Genomic DNA, 21,142 nt, shown 5'->3' with positions numbered 1-21,142 from the left:
TCGGTTTTAACTGCGCGGCTACTTACCTGCGAAGCTCTGCCACAAAGTCGTAGTAGTCGTTGCGGCAATAGGTGTCGGTGACTTCGATTGGCGTGTTGTCTTCCAGGTAGCCGACCCGGGTCATCAGCAGCATCGCAGTGCCGGGGGCGATGCCGACCAAAGCTGCGAACTCGTCCGAGGCGTTGATCGCCTGGATATGCTGCAGGGCGCGGACAACCGGTTTGCCAATGCCGTCGAGGAATTCGTAGAGGGAGTCGCCGACCGATTGCGGGTTGGCAATGATCGAGGCGGGCAGGGTGCTCATCTCGATGGCCATCACGGTGTCGTCGGCCTTGCGCAGGCGTTTGAGCCGCGCGACCTTGTCATTGGGCGACAGGCCGAGGCGGATCAGCTCTTCGTGGGTCGGCAGGGTAATTTCCCGCTCCAGCCATTGCGAGCCGGGTACAAAACCCTTGAGGCGGAGCATTTCACTGAAACCGGAAAGGCGCGACAACGGTTGTTCGAGGCGTGGCGTGATGAAGGTACCGGAGCCCTGGTTACGGCGGATCAGGCCTTGTTCGAACAACACTTCCAGCGCCTTGCGGGCGGTGACCCGGGAGATGCCCAGCGTCTCGCTCAGATTGCGCTCCGACGGCATGGCCTGTTCGGCCTTCCACTGGCCGGCATGGATCGCCGCTTCCAGATTGCGTGCCAGTTGCAGGTACAACGGCGTGGGTTGGGTGTCGTCGGGGCGCAGGGCGCGGAGGTCATTCATGTAGGCATTGTCCGATGCGGTTGCAGGATGGTTGTCGCCCGGTAGTGAGGCGAAACTAATACCACTTGCATACCATGTCAACGCCGCCACCGGGCCTTTGGCGTGGGAAATCCTGCCGTTTTGGCCGGTTTTTCAGAGGGTGGTTCTAAGTGGTATTAGTGCAGGGGGATGCAGCAGCAAAGATCGCAGCCTTCGGCAGCGTCTACAGGTCAGAGTGGTATCACTACTGTAGGCGCTGCCGCAGGCTGCGATTTTTTGAATTTATTTTTCGAGGGCGACCAATGGTCGGGGGAGTTACGGGCGGATCTCGATCATCGTGCCGTCCGGCACCAGGTTCCAGACTTCGCGCATGTCCATGTTGCGCATGGCGATGCAGCCGTCGGTCCAGTCCAGGGTGTGGAACAGGTCTTCCGGGGTGTCCTCGGTGTCCGGGGTGCCGTGGATCATGATCATGCCGCCGGGCTCGACGCCTTCACGACGGGCGCGGGCAGAGTCGCTGATGTTCGGGTAGGAAATGTGCATCGCCAGGTTGAAGCGGTCGCTGACCTTGCGCCAGTCAACCCAGTAGAAGCCTTCCGGGGTGCGTTTGTCGCCCTCCATCAGCTTTGGCCCCTTGGGCCGTTTGCCCAGGGAAATGCGATAGGTCTTGAGCGGCTTGCCGTCATTGATCAATTGCAATTGATGGGAAGACTTGAGAATCAGGATTTTCTCGATGACCTTGCCGTCCAGGGTTTCCACGGCAGAAGCCTGGGACACCGCGACGAACGACAAACAGAACAGGGCAAGCAACCAGCGCATTGAAACGATTCCCCAGGAGGTGTCGCGACTATTCATTTATAGATGTTTTTGTAGGAGCTGCCGCAGGCTGCGATTTTTCAGCGGCTACGAATGATACCAATATGGCATCAAATAATGGCAGGCTGAGCAAGCGGCGGGATCGATTCAGACCGTACGGGATAGACCTCGGTCCGCCGGTCAGCGAAGAAGCATTCTAAGGTACGACCTACCGTGCGGAAAGCCAGCTCATCCCAAGGAATGTCCGCTTCGTCGAATAGTTGCACTTCCAGGCTCTCGGGGCCGGCGGAAAAATCCAGGTCCGCCAGCTCGGCACGGAAGAACACATGCACCTGGCTGATATGTGGCACGTCGATCAGCGTATAGATGCTCAGGTTGCGCACCCGGGCGCAGGCTTCCTCGGCGGTTTCGCGAATGGCGGCCTGTTCGATGGTCTCACCGTTCTCCATGAAGCCGGCGGGCAGGGTCCAGTAACCGCGTCGCGGCTCGATGGCCCGCCGGCACAGCAGCACCTTGGTGCCCCAGGTCGCCACGCAGCCGGCGACAATGTTGGGGTTCTGGTAGTGGATGGCCTGACAGCTGTCGCAGACAAAACGCAGGCGCGAATCGCCTTCGGGAATGCGCTGGGTCACCGGGTTACCGCACTGGCTGCAAAATTTCATGCTGGGGTTCCTGAATGCTGCGCCTATCTTGGCGTGCGGCAGTGTCTGTCGGCAAGTTGTCGTTTCGCGACATGGGGCTGTTGCGGGGGTTGGGCGACCGCAGCGATTGGTGCATGATGCCGGGTAAGGCACAGATCGAGAACACTCATGCTGGACGAGCTACTGCATCGGGTTAGTAACCACACTCCGCGCACATTGGAGACCGACCGTCGTTTTCCCGAGGCCGCGGTGCTGGTGCCCATCACACGCAGTGACGAGCCTGAGCTGGTGTTGACCCTGCGTGCCAGCGGCCTGTCGACCCATGGCGGCGAAGTCGCCTTCCCCGGTGGGCGTCGTGACCCCGAAGACCCCGACCTGATTTTCACCGCCCTGCGTGAAGCCGAAGAAGAGATCGGCCTGCCGCCGGGGCTGGTCGAGGTGATCGGCCCGCTCAGCCCGCTGATCAGCCTGCATGGCATCATGGTCACACCCTATGTCGGGGTCATCCCGGATTTTGTCGAATACCGGGCCAACGATGCCGAGATCGCCGCGGTGTTCAGCGTACCGCTGGAATTCTTCCGCAAAGACCCCCGCGAACATACCCATCGCATCGACTATCAGGGCCGCAGCTGGTACGTGCCGAGCTATCGCTATGGCGAGTACAAAATCTGGGGGCTGACGGCGATCATGATCGTCGAGTTGATCAACCTGCTGTATGACGCCAAAATCAGCCTGCATCAGCCTCCCAAAAGCTTTATCAATATCTGAAGCCATCATTCGCATGGCCTGAATCCTGATTTTGCTGAAAAAAAGCCTGCCTGAGCCTTGAGGAAAACAACAATGAAATATCGTCTGGGCGACGCCCGCGTCGAAACCCATCCACAGAGCTGGGTCGCCCCTAATGCCGTGCTGGTGGGCAAGGTCAAGCTGGAAGAGGGCGCCAACGTCTGGTTCAACGCCGTGCTGCGTGGCGATAACGAGTTGATCCTGATCGGCAGGAACAGCAACGTCCAGGACGGCACCGTGATGCACACCGACATGGGCTATCCGCTGACCATTGGCACCGGCGTGACCATCGGCCACAACGCCATGCTCCACGGCTGCACTGTCGGCGACAACAGTCTGATCGGCATCAACGCGGTGATCCTCAACGGTGCAAGGATCGGCAAGAACTGCATCATCGGCGCCAACTCGCTGATCGGCGAGGGCAAGGAAATTCCGGATGGATCGCTGGTCATGGGCTCACCCGGCAAAGTGGTGCGCGAACTGACCGAGCCGCAAATCCGGATGCTGGAGGCCAGCGCTGCTCACTACGTGCACAACTCGCAGCGTTATGCCCGCGATCTGGCCGAGCAGGAAGAATGAGCACACCCGAACGCCCGGTGCCATCGCCCTGCGTGAACATTTGCGCGCTGGATGACGATGATGTCTGCACCGGTTGCCAACGCACGGTGGAGGAGATCACCCGCTGGAGCCGCATGACCAACGAAGAGCGGCGCCAGGTGCTGGGGTTGTGTCATGAGCGGGCGAAGGCCAGTGGGTTGGTCTGGATGATCGGGGCAAAACCGCGGTTGTAGGAGCGAGCTCGCTCGCGATGGACTGAGGAACACCGCGGGGTGTCAGATTCGCCGCGTTATCGTTCACGACCATCGCGAGCAAGCTCGCTCCTACAGTATCCTGTGCGGCAAATTCACAGGTACTTCCCCGCCCATGTTCTTCCTCATCGCCTACATCGGCAGCGTCGTGCTGATCAACTACGCCTTTTCCACCGCCCCGCACCTGGACATCATCTGGTCGGCCTGGGGCGGGCTGGTGTTCGTGTTGCGCGACATGGTGCAAGCCCGATTCGGCCATGGCGCCCTCGTGGCGATGCTGGTGGCGCTGGTGTTGTCCTATGTCACCTCCGATCCGTCCATCGCCCTGGCCAGCGCCACGGCGTTCGCGGTTTCCGAGTGCATCGACTGGCTGGTGTTCAGCATCACCAGGCGCCCGCTGCATGATCGGCTGTGGATAAGTTCGGCCCTGAGCATTCCCCTCGATACCTTTATCTTTTTCGGCATGATCGACGCCCTGACGCCGGGGGTGATCCTCACTGCCCTGGGCTCGAAATTCGCCGGGGTCACCGCCGTGTGGCTGATCATGGCCTGGCGCCTGCGCAAACAGGCTGTCGTCGGCTGAAGTTCATGTAAAATGCCGCGCTTTCTCCCCATGGATCGCGCCTGGTGCGCCGTATCCTCGATGATCCGCTTCTTGAGGACCTTCAGATGACCCGTATCGGAACTCCATTGTCGCCTACCGCGACCCGCGTATTGATGTGTGGCTGTGGCGAGTTGGGCAAGGAAGTGGTGATCGAGCTGCAACGTCTGGGCGTTGAAGTGATTGCCGTGGATCGCTACGCCAACGCGCCGGCCATGCAGGTGGCGCACCGCAGCCACGTGATCAACATGCTCGACGGCGCTGCCTTGCGTGCCGTGATCGAAGCCGAGAAACCGCACTTCATCGTGCCGGAAATCGAAGCCATCGCCACCGCGACCCTGGTGGAGCTGGAGGCCGAAGGTTTCAACGTGATCCCGACCGCCCGCGCCGCGCAATTGACCATGAACCGCGAAGGCATCCGCCGCCTGGCCGCTGAAGAGCTGGACCTGCCAACCTCGCCGTACCACTTCGCCGACACCTTCGAGGACTACAGCAAGGCCGTCGAAGACCTCGGTTTCCCGTGTGTGGTCAAGCCGGTCATGAGTTCCTCGGGCAAGGGCCAGAGCCTGCTGCGCAGCGTCGATGACGTGCGCAAAGCCTGGGACTACGCCCAGGAAGGTGGCCGTGCCGGTAAAGGTCGGGTGATCATCGAGGGCTTCATCGACTTCGACTACGAAATCACCTTGCTGACCGTACGCCACGTCGGCGGTACCACCTTCTGCGCGCCGGTTGGCCACCGTCAGGAGAAGGGCGACTATCAGGAATCCTGGCAGCCGCAAGCCATGAGCCCGATTGCCTTGGCTGAATCCGAACGCGTTGCCAAAGCCGTGACCGAAGCCCTGGGTGGCCGTGGTCTGTTCGGGGTCGAATTGTTCATCAAGGGTGATCAGGTGTGGTTCAGCGAAGTTTCGCCGCGCCCGCACGACACCGGCCTGGTGACCCTGATCTCCCAGGACCTGTCGCAGTTCGCCCTGCATGCACGGGCCATTCTCGGCCTGCCGATCCCGTTGATCCGTCAGTTCGGGCCATCGGCCTCGGCGGTGATCCTGGTGGAAGGGCAGTCGACCCAGACCGCATTCGCCAATCTGGGCGCAGCCTTGAGCGAGCCGGATACCGCGCTGCGCCTGTTCGGCAAGCCTGAAGTCAACGGCCAGCGCCGCATGGGCGTTGCCCTGGCTCGCGACGAGTCGATCGAAGCCGCCCGCGCCAAGGCGACCCGTGCATCGCAGGCGGTTGTTGTCGAGCTGTAAAAACAGCTGCGGCGGGCCTATACCTTCTAAAGGCTCGCCTACTGATCCTTGTAGGAGCGAGCTTGCTCGCGATGGACTAGAGGGTGACGCGTTCAATCAGAAAGTACGCGTTATCGTTAACGACCATCGCGATCAAGCTCGCTCCTACAGGTCATTTATCAATGCTTCAGGCCTGTACCCCATGAATTCGCAAAGCATCATCGTCCCGAAAATCTCCACACTGCCGGTGCACGAGCCCCGAGCTCGGGCGATCGTGCGCTGGCTGGTGCGCAAGAACATCGTCCAGGAAGAGCTGACCACGTGCGGCCGCACCGGCAATCGCATGGGCCACGCCATCGCCGAGGGTGCCCGTGAGGTGGTGCTGCACCCGGACGCGCTGCCATTCGGCGAGCCGGTCAATGGTCTGGAGATCGTCACCAAGCGCTGCATCTATACGCCGGCCAAGGGTTTTCTTGGCGAAGCGGGTTGCGCCGAGTGCCGCAAGGAAGTGGGTGAAGCCCTGTTCGAAAGCCTGGAAGACTGGATGCCGGGGCGTACCGATAACTTCACCTGTCCGGAATGCGGGCATGAAGACGACATCAACGGCTTCCTGTTCCTGCAGGAATGCGGCTTTTCCAACCTCGGTTTCATCTTCAACAACTGGGCCGAAGCCGGGTTCAAGCAGAGCTTTCTCGATGAATTCGCCGATTGGCTCGATCAGCCGGTCAGTTGGGTGAAAGTCGAACTCTGATGACCGTTGTAGGAGCGAGCTCGCTCGCGATGGTCGTGAACGATGACGCGTGCTGTCTGAAAACAAACGTCGCCTTCAAGCTCATCGCGAGCAGGCTCGCTCCTACAAAAAAGCAGCAATACAGCGGATGGAATCCCCGTATATCAGTAATGCCAATAATAGACAGAGTTTTACATTGAACCCGAAGGGGTGTCTGACTATAATGGCGCGCTTCCATTTTCCCGCTCGGGAGCCCCCGCGATGCTGCGTATCAGCCAAGAAGCTCTGACATTCGACGACATTCTCCTAGTGCCCGGTTATTCCGAGGTGCTTCCTAACGAAGTCAGTCTCAAGACCCGCCTTACCCGTGGCATCGAGCTGAATATTCCACTGGTCTCCGCCGCCATGGACACCGTCACTGAGGCCCGTCTGGCAATCGCCATGGCTCAGGAAGGTGGTATCGGCATCATCCACAAGAACATGACCATCGAGCAGCAAGCTGCCGAAGTCCGCAAGGTCAAGAAGTTCGAAGCCGGTGTGGTCAAGGACCCGATCACCATCGAGGCTGACGCCACGGTGCGTGACCTGTTCGAACTGACCCGCATGCACAACATTTCCGGCGTTCCGGTGCTGCACGATGGCGACCTGGTCGGCATCGTCACTTCCCGTGACGTGCGCTTCGAAACCCGCCTGGATGCCACCGTACGTGAAGTGATGACGCCTAAAGAGCGTCTGGTCACGGTCAAGGAAGGCGCCAACAAGAACGAAGTCCGCGAGTTGCTGCACAAGCACCGCCTGGAAAAAGTCCTGATCGTCGACGACAAGTTTGCCCTCAAAGGCATGATGACCGTCAAAGACATCGAAAAAGCCAAGGCTTACCCGCTGGCCAGCAAGGACGATCAAGGTCGTCTGCGCGTCGGTGCTGCCGTTGGTACCGGTAAAGACACCGGTGACCGCGTTGCCGCCCTGGTCAATGCCGGCGTTGACGTGGTGGTGGTCGACACCGCTCACGGTCACTCCAAAGGCGTGATCGACCGCGTTCGCTGGGTTAAAGAGAATTTCCCTGAAGTGCAGGTGATCGGCGGCAACATCGCCACCGGCGCTGCCGCCAAGGCCCTGGCCGAAGCGGGCGCTGATGCGGTCAAGGTCGGTATCGGCCCTGGCTCGATCTGCACCACCCGTATCGTCGCCGGTGTCGGCGTGCCGCAAATCAGTGCCATCGCCAACGTCGCCGCTGCCCTTGAAGGCACTGGCGTACCGTTGATCGCCGACGGCGGCATCCGTTTCTCCGGTGACCTGTCCAAGGCCATCGTGGCCGGTGCTTCCTGCGTGATGATGGGCTCGATGTTCGCCGGTACCGAAGAAGCGCCGGGCGAGATCGAACTGTTCCAGGGCCGTTCGTACAAGGCTTATCGCGGCATGGGTTCGCTGGGCGCCATGTCCCAGGCCCAGGGTTCCTCCGACCGTTACTTCCAGGACTCCTCGGCAGGCGCCGAGAAGCTGGTTCCGGAAGGCATCGAAGGGCGTGTTCCGTACAAGGGCACCCTGAGCGCGATCATCCACCAGTTGATGGGCGGCCTGCGCTCCTCGATGGGCTACACCGGTAGCGCCAACATCGAAGAGATGCGCACCAAGCCCGAGTTCGTGCGGATCACCGGCGCAGGCATGGCCGAATCCCACGTTCACGACGTGCAGATCACCAAGGAAGCGCCAAACTACCGCGTAGGTTGAGCCTTCAAGCAACAAGCTAAGCAACCGGGGCTGTTTTATTCAGCCCCGAGTTGTTTCTGAATCACGACTGTTTCTGAATGACTTAGACGAGACTGAATCATGGCCCTCGATATTCACGCTCACCGCATCCTGATCCTCGACTTCGGTTCCCAGTACACCCAGCTGATCGCCCGCCGCGTGCGTGAAATCGGCGTGTACTGCGAACTGCACCCGTTCGACATGGACGAGGATGCGATCCGCGAGTTCGCGCCAAAAGGCGTCATTCTCGCTGGCGGCCCGGAGTCCGTGCACGAAGCCAACAGCCCTCGCTGCCCGCAGGCAGTCTTTGACCTGGGCGTGCCGGTCTTCGGTATCTGCTACGGCATGCAGACCATGGCCGAGCAACTGGGCGGCAAGGTTGAAGGTTCCGAGCTGCGTGAGTTTGGTTACGCCCGTGTCGACGTGGTCGGCAAGAGCCGCCTGCTCGACGGCATCGAAGACCACATCGACGCCGACGGCCTGTTCGGCCTCGACGTGTGGATGAGCCACGGTGACAAGGTCACCCGCATGCCGTCCGACTTCCATATCCTGGCCAGCACCCCGAGCTGCCCGATCGCTGGCATGTTCAGCGACGAGCGTCGCTACTACGGCGTGCAGTTCCACCCGGAAGTGACCCACACCAAGCAGGGCGGCCGCATCCTGTCGCGCTTCATCCTCGACATCTGCGAGTGCGAAGCGCTGTGGACCCCGTCGAAGATCGCTGAAGACGCCATCGCCCAGGTTCGTGCCCAGGTTGGTACCGACAACGTGCTGCTCGGCCTCTCTGGCGGCGTGGACTCCTCGGTAGTTGCCGCGCTGCTGCACAAGGCCATTGGCGACCAACTGACCTGCGTCTTCGTCGACAACGGCCTGCTGCGTCTGCACGAAGGCGAGCAAGTGATGGCCATGTTCGCGGAAAACATGGGCGTCAAGGTGATCCGTGCCAACGCCGAGGAGCAGTTCCTCAACAACCTGGCCGGCGAAGCTGACCCTGAGAAGAAGCGCAAGATCATCGGCCGTACCTTCATCGACGTATTCGATGCCGAATCCTGCAAGCTGGACAACATCAAGTACCTGGCACAGGGCACCATCTACCCGGACGTGATCGAGTCGGCTGGCGCGAAAAGCGGCAAGGCCCACGTGATCAAGTCGCACCACAACGTGGGCGGCCTGCCGGAAGAGATGAACCTGAAACTGGTCGAGCCACTGCGCGAGCTGTTCAAGGATGAAGTCCGTCGTCTGGGCCTGGAACTGGGCCTGCCGTACGACATGGTCTACCGTCACCCGTTCCCGGGCCCGGGCCTGGGCGTGCGCATCCTCGGTGAAGTGAAGAAGGAATACGCCGACCTGCTGCGTCGCGCCGACCACATCTTCATCGAAGAACTGCGCAAGGCCGACTGGTATCACAAGGTCAGCCAGGCATTCGTGGTGTTCCAGCCGGTTAAATCGGTTGGCGTGGTCGGTGATGGCCGTCGTTACGCCTGGGTCGTGGCCCTGCGTGCCGTGGAAACCATCGACTTCATGACCGCGCGTTGGGCACACCTGCCTTACGAACTGCTGGAAACCGTCAGCGGCCGCATCATCAATGAAATCGAAGGCATCTCCCGCGTCACCTACGACGTGTCGAGCAAGCCGCCGGCGACCATTGAGTGGGAATGAGGGTGGTTGAACTGCCTATGTGAATCAATGGCTTAGAGGAGGGCTGTCGATGATCGTGAGTACGATATCGATTGCGGCTTCCCAAACTCTAAGCCGTTGAATTCCTTGGGGTGAACGGCAGCGCCTGCGGCTTGATGGGCAAATTCGGCGCAAGCCGAAATGAGTTCATCTACTCTACCCAAACCAGATGATGCGCACGCAGTACAACGCATAAAGTCTGTGAGTAGCTTTTTCGCAAGAGGACGCTTCCATGACTGTTCTGCAATCCGTGCGTAAACTTACCGTCATCGCCAAGGATCCCGGTCTGCGCCTGGGCGACAACGGACCCATAGTGTTCGCGCAGGTCGACGTCCCCGCCGAGATGCTGGATTGGGGCCCCACTGGCTACAGGATCAAGGTGGTCGACTACAACGCGACCGAGCGGCGCGCCTACGCCAATCGCCAACGCTACCAAGACGTCAATGTCTTGCTCGATCCCTTCGCGCCGCAGGACGGCGAAACACTGCACGACAAGGCCTACCAGGCCCGCCTGCTCGCGAATCCCAATTTCCATGCCCAGAACTGCTATGCGATCGCGATGCGCACGCTGGGTCTGTTCGAGCGCGCGCTCGGTCGCCGCGTCCGCTGGTCGTTCGGCGGTCATCAGCTGCACATTGCGCCACATGCCTTCGCGCTGGCCAACGCCTTTTATTCAGAGCCCGACAGGACGCTGATGTTTGGCTACTTCTTCGACGACAAGATGCAGCCGGTCTTCACCGCGCTCAGCCACGACGTCATTGCACATGAGACGACGCATGCGGTATTGGACGGCCTGCGCACGCGCTACACGGAGCCCTCTGGTCCCGACCAGGCCGCCTTCCATGAAGGCTTCGCCGACATCGTTGCGATCCTCTCGATCTTCTCGCTGCCCGAAGTGGTCGCAGCGGGTCTGGGCTTCAATGACAAACTGCCGGGCCTCGGCGAGCCGATGCAGCTGATCCCTGCCGAGAAGGTGACGGGCGATGTCATACGATCGTCGATCCTGCTCGGCATTGCTGCAGAGATCGGCGCCATTGCCGATGGTGGGCGCGAGGCTCTGCGCCAATCAGTCAAGATCGCGCCTGATCCGGACATTCTCAACGCCTCCGAAATGCTGGAGCCGCACCGACGAGGGGAAGTCCTCGTGGCAGCGATGATGCGCGCCTTCGTCGAACTATGGACCGAACGCATCGCCCAGCTCGGCACATTCGAAGGTGGTGGCTACAACCTCAAGTCTGTCGTCGAGGAAGGAGCCAAGGCCGCTGCGCAGTTGTTGCAGATGTCGATCCGTGCGATCGACTACTGTCCACCGACCGATCTCGATTTTGGCCAGTTCCTGGCCGGGCTGCTCACGGCGGATCGCGAGCTGGTGCCGGATGACAGCCGGTTCGGTTATCGCTCGCAGATCAGGAATTCCTTCAAGGCTTATGGCATCGCCCCGCCCTGCGGACAAACTGACACCGACGGATGCTGGTCGCGTTTTTCGACGCCGGATGAGCTGCAGTATTCGCGCAGCAATGCCGAAGCGCTGACGCGTGACCCTGATGAATGCTTTCGCTTCCTTTGGGAAAACCGCGAGGCACTCCGCATCACCGATCGGGGCTATACGGAAGTGCAGTCGATCGACGCGGCCGTGCGTGTCGATCCCGACGGCATTCCGTTCAGGGAAACGATTTGTCAGTACGTCCAGATCGGGCATTTCTTCGGATCCGAGCTGATGTCGGAGTGCGGCATCAAACCCTTGCCCGAGGGCTTCACGACCCGCACGCGGGCCGATCTCTTCGGCGGTGGTGTCGTCGTCTTCGACCAGTACGGTCGCGTCAAGTACCACATCTGCAATGGCCTGCTCGATGGCGCTCGGCAAGTGCGGCGCCTCGAGTACCTGCGCGATACAGGGCAACTGGGCATGCCACGGGAAGAGGCGCGCATGCGCTTCTCGAACATGCATCTGGCGCGCATGGAGGATTGACTCCATGGTCACTACCGCTCACGCCGCAGCACCGCACCCCGTCAAGGCGACAATTCGTGCCTACCAGGTCGGATTCGGCGACTGCTTTCTTCTGCGCTTCGACTACAGCGACGACAGCGCCAGGCACATCCTGATCGATTTCGGCAGCACCGGCATGCCGAAAAACGATCCGAAGGCGGACATGAAGCACGTGGCCGACGACATCGCGCAGCAATGTGGCGGCAAGCTCGATATCGTGGTCGCCACCCACCGGCATGCCGATCACATCAGCGGGTTCGCGACGTCCGACAATGGCGATGGTCCTGGTGATGTGATCCGGGCACTGAAGCCTGATCGCGTGCTGCAGCCATGGACCGAGGCGCCCGAAGCACCTGAGAACTGGGCGGGCCCGACTGATGCGGCAGCGGCGAAGAAGGCGTTTGACACGCGTGTTGCCTCGCTCGAAAGCATGCATGCCATCGCCGAATCGGTGGTGCGGCGTCTTGACGGCGAGAAGGGCTTCAACGCCCAGTGGCCGTTCGCCGACCGCCTGCGCTTTCTCGGCGAGGACAACATCAAGAACCTCTCCGCGGTAAAGAACCTGATGACCATGGCCGGTGATGAGACACGCAACGTCTATCTGTTTCACGGCTGTGATGTCGCTCTCGATGAAGTCCTGCCGAACATCAAGGTGCACGTGTTGGGCCCCCCGACATTGCAGCAGTCGAAGTCGATCAAAAAGTATGCGAAAGCCTCGAGCGATTACTGGTTGCGTGCGAATCCCCTGGTGGCTCTCGGTGTGGATGGCGAGCTGGCTACGCAGTCGAACAGCAAGCTGTTCCCACAGCTATCGAAAGAAGAAATGTTTCGCAAGACGAGCCTGCCAAGCGAGATGCGCTGGGTCGCGGAACGGGTCGACAACGCGGAAGCTGATCAATTGCTCGGGATCGTCACGGCGCTGGATGACGCCATGAACAATACGAGCCTGATCCTTTTGTTCGAAGCGGGAACCAGGAAGCTGTTGTTTCCCGGTGATGCGCAACTGGAGAACTGGAACTACGCGCTCCAATCGGAGATGGCGGAACTGCTCGACGACGTCGATTTCTACAAGGTCGGACATCACGGCAGCCTGAACGCAACGCCCAGGGCGATGTGGAGCCGCTTCAACAAACGCAACGAGGAACAGACACCCGATCGCCTCAAGACCGTGATGTCAACGATGGCGGGCAAGCATGGTGGCAAGAAAGGTGCACCGACTGAAGTGCCGCGCATACCACTGGTGGACGAACTGAAGGCCCAATCGGAGCTTCACAACACGCAGGATCTGAAAGCCGGCGATCTTTGCGAGATCATCGTGATCGACCTGAGATGAAGAAAACCATTGGGTGAGAAGGATCCAGCGCCATCCAGGGCATCTCGACCTGAAAGCGCAAATCGTTTTTCACAAACTCGCTCGTATGCAGGTCGGCGTTGTCCTGATCGGTGGCGCGGAAGCGGTGGATCAGCGGGACTCCATTGAGTTCATCGGCTCTCGTTCCTTGAGAAAATGGATGTCGAAGATGCCCCGTACGCTCTAGCAATGTGCACTACATGGTTACGCCCATTTGCGATTCGGTTTCGGGTACGGACAGGGCTGTACCGCGTCCCGATTTAGCCTGTATGTCCGATGCCGCCCTGCGTCCATCCGCCGCGCAGCCCTTACTGTTTCGCAATCGCAGGTGTATCGTATTCGCCTTTTGCGGGCCGTGGGCCTGTTGCTGATTCGTGAGGTAGTTGAGTTCATGTCGTTTACCCGTCGCCAAATACTCGGTGGTCTGGCCGGTCTTGTTGTCGTTGGCGTGGGAGCCGGTGGCGCGTCGCGCTACTGGCTGGGCAAGATGGCCGACGCAGATGCCGGTCACGACTATGAACTGATCGCCGCACCGCTGGACGTCGAACTGGTGCCGGGGCACAAGACCGAGGCTTGGGCCTTCGGCCCGTCGGCACCAGGCACCGAGTTGCGCGTGCGCCAGGGCGAATGGCTGAGGGTGCGTTTCATCAATCATCTGCCGGTCGCCACCACCATTCACTGGCACGGCATCCGCCTGCCGCTGGAAATGGACGGTGTGCCTTATGTGTCGCAATTGCCGGTACTGCCGGGTGAATATTTCGACTACAAGTTCCGCGTGCCTGACGCTGGCAGTTACTGGTATCACCCGCACGTGAACAGCAGCGAAGAGCTTGGCCGTGGGCTGGTCGGGCCGTTGATCATCGAAGAGCGCGAGCCGACCGGATTCAAGTACGAGAAAACCTTGAGCCTCAAGAGCTGGCATGTCGACGAGGTGGGCAATTTCGTCGAGTTCAGCATTCCCCGTGAAGCGGCCCGTGGCGGTACGGCGGGGCGTCTGTCGACCATCAACGGGGTCTCGCAGCCGGTGATTGATTTGCCAGCCGGGCAGATCACCCGTGTACGCCTGCTCAACCTCGATAATACTTTGACTTATCGCCTGAACATCCCCGGCGTCGAAGCGCAGATCTATGCACTGGACGGCAACCCCATCGAGCCACGCCCGCTGGGCAAGGAGTACTGGCTCGGCCCCGGCATGCGCATCTGCCTGGCGATCAAGGCGCCAGCGGCCGGTGAAGAGTTGTCCCTGCGCAACGGTCCGGTGCGCCTCGGCACCTTGCGTTCGGTGGCCAATGGCGACGCGCCGACCGAGTGGCCGCCGGCACTGCCGGCCAACCCGATCGCCGAGCCGGACCTGGCCAATGCCGAGAAACTCAACTTCAATTTCGAATGGGTGGGCTCGGTGTCGGTCAATATCGACAACGGCAAGCCGCCAAGCCTGTGGCAGATCAACGGCAAGGCTTGGGACATCACCGACAAGACTTGCGCCGACCGCCCGATTGCCAAGCTTGAGAAGGGCAAGAGCTACATCTTCGAATTGAAAAACATGACTCAGTATCAGCACCCGATTCATTTGCACGGCATGAGCTTCAAGGTCATCGCCTCGAACCGGCACAAAATCATTCCGTACTTCACCGACACCTACCTGCTGGGCAAGAACGAGCGCGCCCAGGTGGCGCTGGTGGCGGATAACCCTGGCGTGTGGATGTTTCATTGCCACGTGATCGACCACATGGAAACCGGCCTGATGGCCGCGATCGAGGTGGCGTGATGCGTCAGATTCGACCCGCCGCCATTATCGACCGCAGCCGTGATCGGGACTTCATGCGTGAAGCCCTGGTGCTGGCCGCGCAAGGTGCCGCCCTCGGTGAAGTGCCGGTGGGCGCGGTGCTGGTGCAGGACGGTGAAATCATCGGTCGCGGCTTCAATTGCCCGATCAGTGGCAGCGACCCGAGCGCCCACGCCGAGATGGTCGCCATTCGCGCTGCCGCCCAGGCCGTGAGCAACTATCGCCTGCCAGGCAGCACGCTGTATGTGACCCTGGAGCCGTGCAGCATGTGTGCGGGCCTGATCGTGCATTCGCGGATTGCGCGGGTGGTGTACGGCGCGCTGGAGCCCAAGGCCGGGATTGTGCAAAGCCAGGGGCAGTTCTTTACCCAGGGCTTCTTGAATCACCGGGTGCTGTATGAAGGCGGGGTGTTGGCGGAGGAGTGCGGGGCGGTGCTGAGCGAGTTCTTCAAGGCCCGGCGCGCCAAGCCCTCAGACTGAACACCGAACCTCTGTAGGAGCGAGCTTGCTCGCGATGGAGTGTCAGGCTAAGTGGTGTCGACTGACACACCTTCGCGAGCAAGCTCGCTCCTACAGATTCTTGCGTTACTTTCTGGCGACGATGACAGCCCGCATCGGTGCCGGTAAACCTTCGATGGTCTTGCTGTGATCTTCCGGATCAAGGAAGTCACTGAGCGACTGATACTTCATCCACTCCGTCCCGCGCTGTTCCTCGATCGTGGTGGTGCTCACATCCACGCACTTCACATCGGTGAACCCGGCACGACGCAGCCACAACTCCAGCGCCGGCACCGATGGCAGGAACCACACGTTGCGCATCTGCGCGTAACGGTCTTCCGGCACCAGTACCTGGTGTTTATCGCCTTCGACCACCAGGGTTTCCAGCACCAGTTCACCACCCTTGACCAGGCAATCCTTCAGCGCCAGCAAATGCTCGATGGGCGAGCGGCGGTGGTAGAACACGCCCATGGAAAACACCGTGTCGAAACCTTCGAGGTTCGGCGGCAGGTCTTCGAACGGGAAGGGCAGGTGCCAGGCATTGGGCTTGGACAGGTAACGTTGCACCGCCTGGAACTGGCAGAAGAACAGCCAGTTCGGGTCGACGCCGATCACGCTGTCCGCGCCGGCGCCAAGCATGCGCCACATGTAGTAGCCGTTGCCGCAGCCGACATCGAGGATGCGCTTGCCTTTCAGATTCAGGTGCGGGGCGACCCGCGACCATTTCCAGTCCGAGCGCCATTCGGTGTCGACGTGCACGCCGAACAGGTCGAACGGCCCCTTGCGCCATGGCGACAGGCCCATCAACGCGGTGCGCATTTGCGCGCGGGTTGCGTCATCGCAATCGGTGTCCAGCTTCAAGCCGTTGAGCAAATCGACTTCAGTTGGCTGGATCTGTGGCAGGGCGTCCAGCGCGCTTTGCCAGCGCTCCAGGTCGCCATGACCTTTTTCCATTTTCTTGTCGAGTTGCGCTTGCAGGGTGTTGGCCCAGTCGGCCAGCGGTGTTCCGGCCAGACGGCGGGCGAGGGGGGACAGATCAATCATGGCAAGGCAATCAACGAGGCAAAGTTAAGACACTGGAACCACGGCACGACTTTCGAGAACCCGGCGGCCAGCAGGCGTTCGCGGTGTTCTTCGAGGCTGTCGGGCTTCATGACGTTTTCGATGGCGCTGCGCTTCTGGGCGATTTCCAGCTCGCTGTAGCCGTTGGCGCGTTTGAACGCCACGTGCAGGTCAGTGAGCAACGCGTGTTCTTCGGCATCGTTGAAGCGCAGCTTCTCCGAGAGGATCAGCGCGCCACCGGGCAGCAGCGATTGGCGGATACGCGTCAGCAACGCGGTGCGCTGGTCCGGGGCGATGAATTGCAGGGTGAAGTTCAACGCCACCACCGAGGCTGGCTGAAAGTCGAGGGCAAGGATATCGCCTTCGATCACCTCGACCGGCAGCAGCTCCTGGAACATCGAATCCTGTCCGTTGAGGTACTCGCGGCAGCGTTCGACCATCGCTGCCGAGTTATCCACAGCGATCACCCGGCAACCGTCGGTGCGCACGTGCCGGCGCAGGGCCTGGGTCACGGCACCCAGCGACGAACCCAGGTCGTACAGCACGCTGCCCGGCTGGGCGAACTGCGCGGCGAGCACACCGAGGTTTTCAACGATGGTCGGATAGCCCGGCACCGAGCGCTTGATCATGTCCGGGAACACCCGCACCACGTCCTCGTTAAAGGCGAAGTCAGGCACCTGGGCCAGAGGCTGGGCGAAAAGGCGATCGGGTTCTTTGCTCACGGCGGTTCCAGCGGTGTAGGTGGAAAAGGCCGGCATTTTAGCCAAGTTGGCGCGCTGATGCGCGGGTTGTCTGATAAACCGGCGGGCAGGTCCGGATTCTTCGTTGGCCGTGAGATTGCTTTCGCGAGCAAGCCCGCTCCCACATTTGACCGCATTCCAATGTGGGAGCGGGCTTGCTCGCGAAGAATTCAGCGCGGTTTTGTGCCAAACGCCGAAGCGGTGATCCCCCATTGCCCCAGCCAATAACTGAGGATGATCACGTAAGGCGCCGCGTCGAATGGCACTACGAAACGGCTGATGCCAATCACACTGTCGGAAAACACAAACGCCACGGCCCCGCCCGCCGCCAGCAGCGCTGAACGCTTGGAAACATCGGTACCGAGCCGCGCGAGGGCGCGCCAGAGCATGGCGCTGATCGCCAGGCCGTAGACGATAACCGGGATCAACAATGGCCCCAGCCCATGGGAAATCAGAATTCCCAGCAGAATGGCGCCGACACTGAGGGCAATGAACAGCGGCAGCAACGCCGGACGCCGGCAATCGCTCAGGTAGGCTTTCAGATAGGCCAGATGCGCAACCAGAAACGCGCCCAAGCCAAACACGAACAAGTCCCCCGGCCACGCCAGCAGCACGTCGCCGAGCAAGGAGAAGATCAAGCCCAGGCTGATCCAGCGTCGATATTCGCCGGGCGGTGCGTCGTGCAGCCACCCGAGCAGCGCCAGCACCGGCAGTGGCTTGACCAGCAGGCACAGGAGAGACGCATGCACGCTCAGGCCGTAAAGAAAGGTTACCGCGCCCATTAGCGCCAGAATCAGCCAACCCACGGTCAGTTAACCGAGATCGCGCAGTCGAAGGATTCGACCGGCAGCACTTCCGGCGCCCACGGCTGTTGCGAGGTCAGGCGCAAACGCCCGGTGCCGGTCGCAAACGCCTGGAAGCGCCAGGTCGATACCCCGGCCGCGCCGACGATGCCGGCATCTTCCGGGTTTCGATAAACCTCTGGCCCCAGGGCGTGCAAGACACCACCAGCCGAATCCTGGATCGCCCAGCGATAACCCGTGGTCGGATTGCTCGGCAGGGTCAGGATCAGGTTTTGCCCGTTGGTGAGTTTCACCGGACATTCGCTTTGTTTTTCCACGGTCACGTTCTGTTTCGGTTGCGTGGCACACGCGGCCAGCAAGGCGAGGGCGAGGGGGACAAGCAGGCGAATGGGGGACATGAGGTCAGTGGCTCCGGCGTTCACGACGAACGGCGAGCATAACCGAGATGAGACAAAGTGTGACAGCTGCGGGAATTGGTGTTGTGAGTACCGACGCCTTCGCGAGCAAGCCCGCTCCCACATCAGACCGAGTGGCTTGCTGATTACGCGATCAAATGTGGGAGCGGGCTTGCTCGCGAAGACGATGGAGCAGGCGCTAGTGATATATCAGAACAGCACCTTCGCCACATCCGCAAAGCGCTTGGCAAAGTGCACGGTAATGCCTTCCGTCAGGTATTCCGGTAGCTCCTCGAAGTTCCCGCGGTTGGCCTCTGGCAGAATCAGTTCGAAGATCTTCTGCCGCCGCGCCGCAATCACTTTTTCCCGCACCCCGCCAATCGGCAATACATGCCCGGTCAACGTCAGTTCGCCGGTCATGGCCACGCCTTTTTTCGGCGGCTGGTTGCGCGCCAGCGACAGCAGGGCGCTGGCCATGGTCACGCCGGCGCTCGGGCCGTCTTTCGGCGTGGCGCCTTCCGGCACGTGCAGGTGGACGAAGGCTTCGTCGAAGAACTTCGGATCGCCGCCATACGACTTCAGGTGCGAGCTGACGTAGCTGTAGGCGATCTCCGCCGACTCTTTCATCACGTCACCCAGCTGCCCGGTGAGCTTGAACCCACGGTTGAGGGTGTGGATGCGCGTGGCTTCGATCGGCAGGGTGGCGCCGCCCATGCTGGTCCAGGCCAACCCGGTGATCACGCCGACACCCGCCAGCACCTGCTCGTTGCGGAACACCGGCTTGCCGAGGGAGGCCTCCAGGTCTTTCGGCCCGAGCTTGATCACAGCCTGCGGCTCGTCGAGCAGTTTCATCACCGCCTTGCGCACCAGTTTGCCGAGGTTTTTTTCCAGCTGGCGCACGCCGGCTTCACGGGCATAACCGTCGACCAACGCCTTGAGCGCGCTGTCGCTGATGCTCAGGCTGCTCTTGGACACGCCGGCTTTCTCAAGCTGCTTGGGCCACAGGTGACGTTTGGCGATGGCGACTTTTTCCTGGGTGATGTAACCCGACAGGCGGATCACTTCCATCCGGTCCAGCAGCGGGCCGGGGATCGAATCGAGGGTGTTGGCGGTGCACACGAACAACACTTTCGACAGGTCCAGACGCAGGTCCAGATAGTGGTCGAGGAATTCGACGTTCTGCTCCGGATCGAGGGTTTCCAGCAGCGCCGAGGCCGGGTCGCCCTGGTAGCTCTGGCCCATCTTGTCGATCTCGTCGAGCATGATCACCGGGTTCATCACTTCGACGTCTTTCAACGCCTGGACCAGTTTGCCCGGCTGCGCGCCGATGTAGGTGCGGCGGTGGCCCTTGATCTCGGCTTCGTCGCGCATGCCGCCGAGGCTGAAACGATAGAACGGCCGGCCCAGGGATTCGGCGATGGATTTGCCGACGCTGGTCTTGCCCACGCCCGGCGGACCGACCAGCAGTACGATGGAGCCGCTGATCTCGCCTTTGTACGCCCCGACCGCGAGGAATTCGAGGATGCGGTCCTTGATGTCGTCGAGGCCGGCGTGATGTTTGTCCAGCACCTTGCGCGCGTGCTTGAGGTCGAGTTTGTCCTCGCCGTAGACGCCCCACGGCACCGAGGTTGCCCAGTCGAGGTAGTTACGGGTGACTGCGTACTCGGGCGAGCCGGTTTCCAGCACCGACAGCTTGTTCATCTCTTCTTCGATGCGCTTTTGCGCTTGCGACGACAGCACCTTGCCGGTCAGTCGTTGCTCGAACTGTTCGAGGTCGGCGCTGCGGTCGTCCTTGGTCAGGCCCAGCTCCTGCTGGATGACCTTGAGTTGTTCCTTGAGGAAGAACTCGCGCTGATGTTCGCCGATCTTGCGGTTAACTTCGGCTGAAATCTCTTTTTGCAGGCGCGCGACCTCGACTTCCTTGCGCAGCATCGGCAGGACTTTTTCCATGCGCTTGAGCATGGGCACGCAGTCGAGCACTTCCTGCAGTTCGCTACCGGTGGCCGAGGTCAGCGCGGCGGCGAAATCGGTCAGCGGCGACGGGTCGTTGGGGCTGAAGCGGTTGAGGTAGTTCTTCAGCTCTTCGCTGTACAGCGGGTTGAGCGGCAGCAGTTCCTTGATCGCATTGATCAGCGCCATGCCGTAGGCCTTGACCTCGTCCGTCGGCTCGGTGGGCTGGTGCGGGTATTCGACTTCCACCAGGTACGGCGGGCGGTGATGCTTGAGCCAGGTCTTCAGGCGCACACGGGTCAGGCCCTGGGCGACGAACTGCAGCTTGCCGTTTTCGCGGCTGGCGTGGTGCACCTTGACCAGGGTGCCGTACAGCGGCAGGGCCGAGGTGTCGAAGTGGCGCGGGTCTTCCTGGGGCGTGTCCATGTAGAACAGGGCCAGAGAGTTGTGTCCGGACTTGGCCACCAGGTCGAGCGTCTCGGCCCATGGCTCTTCATTGACGATGACCGGCAACACCTGGGCCGGGAAAAACGGTCGGTTGTGGATCGGGATGATGTAGACCTTGTCCGGCAGGTTCTGGCCGGGCAGGGCCAGGCCTTTGCCGGCTGTGTGGTGCGGTGCGTTTTCCGGGTCTGCGTATTCGCTCGGGTCTTCGGGGAATTCTTGCTGGTCGCTCATGGGGGCACCTGCGCAATGGGTATGGGTCTTAGATGGGGCAGGTTGGCGGTGGTTTCAACGGTCATTTTCTGCAACGCGGTGTTTCGAAGGCGTGTTCAGCGCAGAGACAGGTTAGCTGGATT

The 21,142-nt window shown here is 61.0% G+C and carries 20 protein-coding genes; 12 read left to right on the top strand and 8 right to left on the bottom strand.

Annotated features, from left to right (window positions below; genetic code table 11):
- Nucleotides 1-22: 22 nt before the first annotated feature.
- The 3 genes from ACEN8Q_RS18175 to ACEN8Q_RS18165 all read right to left on the bottom strand — a co-directional run bounded on the left by ACEN8Q_RS18175 (nucleotide 23) and on the right by ACEN8Q_RS18165 (nucleotide 2,211).
- Nucleotides 23-754, bottom strand: coding sequence for a GntR family transcriptional regulator (locus ACEN8Q_RS18175; RefSeq protein WP_413423679.1), 732 nt, complete (start codon nucleotides 752-754; stop codon nucleotides 23-25).
- A gap of 294 nt (nucleotides 755-1,048) precedes the next feature.
- Entirely contained in the window at nucleotides 1,049-1,552 is a 504-nt protein-coding gene (locus ACEN8Q_RS18170) for a L,D-transpeptidase family protein (protein ID WP_413423677.1), read from the bottom strand.
- Between the two features lie 107 nt (nucleotides 1,553-1,659).
- Nucleotides 1,660-2,211, bottom strand: coding sequence for an NUDIX hydrolase (locus ACEN8Q_RS18165; RefSeq protein WP_008016748.1), 552 nt, complete (start codon nucleotides 2,209-2,211; stop codon nucleotides 1,660-1,662).
- Between the two features lie 147 nt (nucleotides 2,212-2,358).
- On the opposite strand from ACEN8Q_RS18165, the gene ACEN8Q_RS18160 reads away from it, so the two are divergent.
- The 12 genes from ACEN8Q_RS18160 (at nucleotide 2,359) to tadA (ending at nucleotide 15,374) form a co-directional block, all read left to right on the top strand.
- Nucleotides 2,359-2,958 (top strand): CoA pyrophosphatase, encoded by a 600-nt coding sequence (locus tag ACEN8Q_RS18160; RefSeq protein ID WP_413423675.1) that lies wholly within the window; start codon nucleotides 2,359-2,361, stop codon nucleotides 2,956-2,958.
- Between the two features lie 72 nt (nucleotides 2,959-3,030).
- Entirely contained in the window at nucleotides 3,031-3,555 is a 525-nt protein-coding gene (locus tag ACEN8Q_RS18155) for a gamma carbonic anhydrase family protein (RefSeq protein WP_413423673.1), read from the top strand.
- A complete protein-coding gene (locus ACEN8Q_RS18150) occupies nucleotides 3,552-3,767 on the top strand; it encodes a DUF1289 domain-containing protein (RefSeq protein WP_413423671.1) in 216 nt (71 codons plus the stop codon). Before ACEN8Q_RS18155 ends, ACEN8Q_RS18150 begins: the two co-directional genes overlap by 4 nt.
- Before the next feature lie 133 nt (nucleotides 3,768-3,900).
- The gene (locus tag ACEN8Q_RS18145) at nucleotides 3,901-4,368 is read left to right on the top strand and encodes a preQ0 transporter (RefSeq protein WP_413423669.1); all 468 of its coding nucleotides are present in this window, start codon (nucleotides 3,901-3,903) and stop codon (nucleotides 4,366-4,368) included.
- Nucleotides 4,369-4,454: 86 nt separating this feature from the next.
- Nucleotides 4,455-5,636, top strand: a complete 1,182-nt coding sequence (gene purT, locus ACEN8Q_RS18140; RefSeq protein ID WP_413423667.1) for a formate-dependent phosphoribosylglycinamide formyltransferase — start codon at nucleotides 4,455-4,457, stop codon at nucleotides 5,634-5,636.
- A gap of 181 nt (nucleotides 5,637-5,817) precedes the next feature.
- Nucleotides 5,818-6,366, top strand: a complete 549-nt coding sequence (locus ACEN8Q_RS18135; RefSeq protein WP_413423665.1) for a sugar ABC transporter ATPase — start codon at nucleotides 5,818-5,820, stop codon at nucleotides 6,364-6,366.
- 240 nt (nucleotides 6,367-6,606) lie between these two features.
- Nucleotides 6,607-8,076 (top strand): IMP dehydrogenase, encoded by a 1,470-nt coding sequence (guaB, locus tag ACEN8Q_RS18130; RefSeq protein WP_413423663.1) that lies wholly within the window; start codon nucleotides 6,607-6,609, stop codon nucleotides 8,074-8,076.
- Between the two features lie 99 nt (nucleotides 8,077-8,175).
- Complete coding sequence (gene guaA / locus ACEN8Q_RS18125; RefSeq protein WP_413703515.1) at nucleotides 8,176-9,753, top strand: glutamine-hydrolyzing GMP synthase; 1,578 nt, start codon at nucleotides 8,176-8,178, stop codon at nucleotides 9,751-9,753.
- Between the two features lie 250 nt (nucleotides 9,754-10,003).
- A complete protein-coding gene (locus ACEN8Q_RS18120) occupies nucleotides 10,004-11,740 on the top strand; it encodes a hypothetical protein (protein WP_413423659.1) in 1,737 nt (578 codons plus the stop codon).
- A 4-nt stretch (nucleotides 11,741-11,744) separates the two neighbouring features.
- Nucleotides 11,745-13,091 (top strand): hypothetical protein, encoded by a 1,347-nt coding sequence (locus tag ACEN8Q_RS18115; protein ID WP_413703514.1) that lies wholly within the window; start codon nucleotides 11,745-11,747, stop codon nucleotides 13,089-13,091.
- 409 nt (nucleotides 13,092-13,500) lie between these two features.
- The gene (locus ACEN8Q_RS18110; protein WP_413423655.1) at nucleotides 13,501-14,877 is read left to right on the top strand and encodes a multicopper oxidase family protein; all 1,377 of its coding nucleotides are present in this window, start codon (nucleotides 13,501-13,503) and stop codon (nucleotides 14,875-14,877) included.
- Nucleotides 14,877-15,374: a tRNA adenosine(34) deaminase TadA gene (tadA, locus tag ACEN8Q_RS18105; protein ID WP_413423653.1), complete on the top strand. Its 498-nt coding sequence runs from the start codon at nucleotides 14,877-14,879 to the stop codon at nucleotides 15,372-15,374. Before ACEN8Q_RS18110 ends, tadA begins: the two co-directional genes overlap by 1 nt.
- A gap of 105 nt (nucleotides 15,375-15,479) precedes the next feature.
- Here tadA and cmoB read toward each other — a convergent pair whose 3' ends face one another.
- The 5 genes from cmoB to lon form a co-directional block, all read right to left on the bottom strand.
- Entirely contained in the window at nucleotides 15,480-16,436 is a 957-nt protein-coding gene (gene cmoB, locus ACEN8Q_RS18100) for a tRNA 5-methoxyuridine(34)/uridine 5-oxyacetic acid(34) synthase CmoB (protein WP_413423651.1), read from the bottom strand.
- Nucleotides 16,433-17,212: a carboxy-S-adenosyl-L-methionine synthase CmoA gene (gene cmoA, locus ACEN8Q_RS18095; protein ID WP_413423649.1), complete on the bottom strand. Its 780-nt coding sequence runs from the start codon at nucleotides 17,210-17,212 to the stop codon at nucleotides 16,433-16,435. Before cmoA ends, cmoB begins: the two co-directional genes overlap by 4 nt.
- Nucleotides 17,213-17,364: 152 nt before the next feature.
- Nucleotides 17,365-18,000, bottom strand: coding sequence for a lysoplasmalogenase (locus ACEN8Q_RS18090; RefSeq protein ID WP_413428037.1), 636 nt, complete (start codon nucleotides 17,998-18,000; stop codon nucleotides 17,365-17,367).
- 2 nt (nucleotides 18,001-18,002) lie between these two features.
- Entirely contained in the window at nucleotides 18,003-18,395 is a 393-nt protein-coding gene (locus ACEN8Q_RS18085) for a protease inhibitor I42 family protein (RefSeq protein WP_008016732.1), read from the bottom strand.
- A 207-nt stretch (nucleotides 18,396-18,602) separates the two neighbouring features.
- A complete protein-coding gene (lon, locus tag ACEN8Q_RS18080; RefSeq protein ID WP_413703513.1) occupies nucleotides 18,603-21,020 on the bottom strand; it encodes an endopeptidase La in 2,418 nt (805 codons plus the stop codon).
- Nucleotides 21,021-21,142 lie beyond the last annotated feature (122 nt).

The organism is Pseudomonas sp. Pseusp16 (genome assembly GCF_047324915.1).
GTDB classification, from domain to species: Bacteria; Pseudomonadota; Gammaproteobacteria; order Pseudomonadales; family Pseudomonadaceae; genus Aquipseudomonas; species Aquipseudomonas fluorescens_CD.
This window is presented reverse-complemented; position numbering and strand designations above follow the sequence as displayed.